This is a genomic window from Pantoea sp. CTOTU49201, from assembly GCF_032054795.1.
In the GTDB taxonomy this organism is placed as follows: Bacteria; Pseudomonadota; Gammaproteobacteria; order Enterobacterales; family Enterobacteriaceae; genus Pantoea; species Pantoea symbiotica.
In genome coordinates this window covers 1-4,401 of the sequence record NZ_DAMBSA010000387.1, presented here as the reverse complement: position 1 = coordinate 4,401, position 4,401 = coordinate 1, and the positions used below count along the sequence as shown (strand labels likewise).

The 4,401-nt window shown below is 55.2% G+C and carries 5 protein-coding genes and 1 pseudogene; all 6 read right to left on the bottom strand.

All coding sequences use genetic code 11. The features are described from left to right. Window positions 1–83 precede the first annotated feature (83 nt). A complete protein-coding gene (tatE, locus tag RTY00_RS20605) occupies window positions 84–287 on the bottom strand; it encodes a twin-arginine translocase subunit TatE (protein WP_008103699.1) in 204 nt (67 codons plus the stop codon). Window positions 288–385: 98 nt separating this feature from the next. After that, window positions 386–1,156 (bottom strand): amino acid ABC transporter ATP-binding protein, encoded by a 771-nt coding sequence (locus tag RTY00_RS20600; protein WP_255433196.1) that lies wholly within the window; start codon window positions 1,154–1,156, stop codon window positions 386–388. After that, window positions 1,153–2,112 carry an amino acid ABC transporter permease gene (locus RTY00_RS20595; RefSeq protein WP_312665904.1) on the bottom strand — a complete coding sequence of 320 codons (960 nt, stop codon included), beginning with the start codon at window positions 2,110–2,112 and terminating at the stop codon, window positions 1,153–1,155. The genes RTY00_RS20600 and RTY00_RS20595 overlap by 4 nt, the downstream gene beginning before the upstream one ends. Next, window positions 2,109–2,996: an ABC transporter substrate-binding protein gene (locus tag RTY00_RS20590; RefSeq protein WP_061717401.1), complete on the bottom strand. Its 888-nt coding sequence runs from the start codon at window positions 2,994–2,996 to the stop codon at window positions 2,109–2,111. Before RTY00_RS20590 ends, RTY00_RS20595 begins: the two co-directional genes overlap by 4 nt. A 19-nt stretch (window positions 2,997–3,015) precedes the next feature. Then, window positions 3,016–3,810, bottom strand: a complete 795-nt coding sequence (locus RTY00_RS20585; protein WP_008103707.1) for a deaminated glutathione amidase — start codon at window positions 3,808–3,810, stop codon at window positions 3,016–3,018. 2 nt (window positions 3,811–3,812) lie between these two features. Continuing rightward, a pseudogene (locus RTY00_RS20580) lies at window positions 3,813–4,401 on the bottom strand (nitrate ABC transporter substrate-binding protein); the annotation flags it as partial.

Sequence of the window (4,401 nt, the reverse complement as noted above, 5' to 3'; positions counted from 1 at the left end):
AAAAAACAAAAACCAGACTGGCAACAGTCTGGTTTTTTATCAACGTAATAAATATTTACACTTATTGACGTTCGGCGCAGTGATTACTCTTTGTGGCTGACACGTTCAGCAGGCGCTTCTTCAGCGCTGCTTTTGGATGCGCCGGATTCATCATCTTTCATGGCTTTCTTGAAGCCTTTGATTGCGGAACCCAGATCGCCACCCAGTGAACGTAACTTGTTGGTGCCAAAAAGCAGTACGATGAGCGCACCGATGATCAGCAGTTTGGCAATACTGATACCTTCCATAATTTACCTTTCAACCAATGTGAAAAACGGACCTGACTATTAACGCGCAGTTTATAAACGGCCTCAACTGCAATCTGTAACAGAGTGAGACCGCCCGCCTAAATAAAGCGGCTGAGAAACGCCTGCGTACGCGGATGTTGCGGATTACCAATCACCTGCTCCGGACTGCCCTGCTCCACCACCACGCCACCATCCATAAACACCACGCGATCGGCCGCCTCACGCGCGAAACCAATTTCATGGGTCACCACAATCATGGTCAGACCTTGATCGGCTAGCGTGCGCATGGTGGCCAGCACTTCACCGACTAACTCAGGATCGAGTGCCGAAGTCGGTTCATCGAACAGCATTAGCGCCGGTTTAATCGCCAACGCACGCGCAATCGCCACACGCTGCTGCTGACCACCTGACAGATGACGCGGCCAGGCATCAGCTTTATCACTCAATCCCACGGTCGCCAGCAGTTCTCGGGCATGCTTGAGCGCGTCATGCCGCGCAAACTTATGCACGCCAATCGGCGCTTCAATGATGTTTTGCAGCACCGTCATGTGTGGATAGAGATTGAACTGCTGAAACACCATGCCGATTTTCTGACGCTGATGAGCAATTTTACGCGCCGACAGGCGATGCAAAATACCGCGCTTCAGCTCATAACCGATCTGGTCGTCACCCACCATAATCGAACCAGCATTCATGTCTTCCAGATGGTTAATGCAGCGCAAAAAGGTGGATTTACCCGATCCCGATGGCCCGAGAATCACCACCACTTCACCGGGAAACACATCGAGATCGATACCTTTCAGCACTTCATTATCGCCATAACTCTTCTGCACATTACGCGCACGCACCAGCGGCTGAACTTCACTCATACATCCTCCTTCAGACGGTGCGCGACGGCTGGCGCGGCTTCGTTAGCGGCAATACGACGTTTGTTCACTACCGTGCGGGTGGTGCCGCGTGCGTAGTAACGCTCGATGGCGGACTGACCCACGTTGAGAATCGAGGTGATAAACAGATACCAAATCACCGCGACCATCAGCATCGGGATAATTTCAAAGGTGCGGTTATACACGGCCTGCACCGAGTACAACAGATCGCCCATAGCGATCACACTCACCAGCGAGGTCGCTTTGATCATACTGATCAACTGGTTGCCGGTTGGCGGAATGATCGAACGCATCGCCTGTGGAATGATCACACGTCGCAGCGCACGGCTGCGGCTCATGCCAAACGCCTGCGTGGTTTCAACCTGACCGTTATCCACTGACAGCAAGCCGGCGCGAATGATCTCGGCCATATAGGCTGCTTCATTAAGCGCCAGTCCGGCAATCGCTGCGGTCAAAGGCGTAATTAGATCGTTAGTGTTCCAGCTGGCAAAGGTGATATCCGTCCACGGAATTGTGATCGAGATCGTGGGAAACAGCGTCGACAGGTTGTACCAAAAGATCAGCTGCACCAGCAGCGGCGTACCACGGAAAAACCAGATGTAGAGCGACGATAAGCCGCTCAGCAATTTGTTTTCCGAAAGACGCCACACGCCCAGCAACAGCCCCAGCAGCGTGCCGAGAATCATCGACACCACCGTCAAGCCGAGCGTAACCTGCAGGCCTTTCATCACCGAACCTTCGGTGAACCACTGCAGCACCACGTTCCACTCAAAATTGGGGTTGGTCGCCACCAGCCAGAGGAAGTTCGCGGCAATAACCAGCACCAAAATCCATGAGATCCAGCGCCCATAAGTGGGCGCACTGCGGGCAAAAGCCACATCGCGCTGCTGCACGTCGGCCTTATCCCTGGCTCGCGAATTGTTGGTGACCGGACTCATTTTGCTGCCCCTTGCGCCAGGTTACGTCCCGGTTGCTGCAACACGTTGCCGTCTAACTTCCACTTCTTCATGATGGCCGCGTAAGTGCCGTTACTGAACAGCTCTTTGTAAGCATCCAGCACCACGTTGCCCAGCTCAGAACCTTTCGGTACCACGGTGCCCTGGAAAATGTCGCCAAAGCCGTTTTTCTTGCCTTTTCCCGACAGCTCCAGCTGACCATTAGCCTGTTCAATAAAGTAAGTCAGCGGCGCCTGCGACGAGAAGAAGGCATCTGAACGTTTTGAGCGTACGGCTAAAATCGATGACGGCTGATCGGTAAAGGATTGCACCACCACCGCCGGTTTCCCCGCCGCGACACAGGCATCGGACTGCTTGCGAATCACCTGTTCCGCTGAACCGGCCGCCATTACCGCTATGCGTTTACCGCAGGTATCTTCCAGACCGTTAATCTTCGAGGGATTGCCTTTCTGCACGCCAAACACCACGAACTCCTGCACGAAGTCGATAAAATCGACCTTCTGCTGACGATCCGGGTAATCCCCAATCGGCCCAATCGCCATCTGGTAGCGTCCTGAATTAATGCCGGTAAGCACGCCCGATAAACCGCTTACCGTGGCATGTTCAATCTTCACACCCAGCAACTGTGCCAGCGCTTCCGTGAGATCGGCTGAGGCGCCATCCATTGAGTGCGGACCGTTAACGATCTCGTACGGAGGAAAGGAGCCGTTATTTACCGAGATCATTTTGCCGCTGCTTTTAATCTCTGCTGGCAGACGATCGTGGAGTGCCTGATCCACTTTTTGCGCAGGAATAGCGTCAGCCGCCTGAGCGAAACAGGCCGTCAGGCCCAATGAAAGCGCGATGGCGGTAGCAAGAATTTTCATCAGTCAGATTCCCCAGCGATCAAAGTGGTTTAAGTTCGGGACGAGCAAAACAACGATTCTCCAGCACCGGCAGTACGCTACGTGCGTAGGCGATGCGCTGCGGATCGAGATCGGCAAACACCAGCGCGGCTGATTCCGGCGCTTTAGCAATCGCCACGCCCAACGGATCGATCACCAGACTGTTGCCGATATTGCGTGGACCGCATTCGCCCACTGCCACCATGTAGCAGGTGTTTTCCAGCGCACGCGCGGTGGTCAGCAATTCCCAGTGCATCTCTTTCAGCGGACCTTTCACCCATGCAGCCGGCAGCACCAGCACATCGGCGCCGTCGAGCACTAAGCGACGCGCCAACTCTGGGAAACGCACGTCGTAGCAGGTCATCAACCCGACTTTCATGCCCGCTACGTCAACCAGCGGCGGAATCTCGCGTCCTGGATTCACACGCTGCGACTCCTGCATGGCGAAGGCATCGTAAAGGTGCAACTTCACGTATTCGGCGATGATTTCGCCGTTGCGAATGGCGATCAGCACGTTGAGCGCCTTCTGCCCTTCTGTCGGCACGTGCACGCTCATCATGGTGGTCAGGTTGTTGCCTTTGCTAACCGCCAGCAACTGCGTGACGAAAGGACCATCCAGCGGCTGCGCCGCCTTCAGCACCAGATCCGGATCGGCGATATCACGCGCCAGCACACCTTCCGGCAGCACCAGCAGATCCGCGCCACCCGCCAGCGCCTGGTTCATCAGTCCGATGCAGATATCGGTGTTTTCCTGCCATTCGCGGCTGACGGCAAATTGCCCCATTGCTACTTTCATCATTATTCTCCTCGCGCCGCAGCCGGGAAAATCGCTTCCGGCGTCAGCAATGTTTGGGTTAGGCCTTGCTGGAACAGCTCATTCGCAAAGTCGGCAATCATCTTTTTGTTAACCGAAAATCCGTTCTGATTCCAGTTGGCGGGTAATTCCTGCGCGGTGCGCCGCAAATCGTCCAGCAGCCACGGCGTGGTGTCGGCGTATTTCTCGCGCTTCTTCATCCACATCTGGTACGAACGATCGATGATGTCGCTCAGCGCCTGAGGCAGCCACGGATGCGCCTCGGCTAAGGCAGGCTTCAGCGCCAGTAAATGAATGCCCGGCACATAGCCGACGCGATTAAAGTAGTCGCGCTCGGCTGCGGCAAAATCCACCTGCAGCTGGCGCAGCCCCGAATCGGCGAGGAAGAAACCTTCCGGCATAAAGGGCGTAAAGACTGCATCAAGCTCGCCCGCCTTCAGCAGTTCAATCAGAGGGCGCTCGCCTGGCGCCGGTTCAATTCGGCCCGGACGACCAAAACCGGCCAGACGATCAACAATAGGATGATCTTCGGTCAAACGTCCGGCAAACCAGTACGCATCATCAATCTCCACG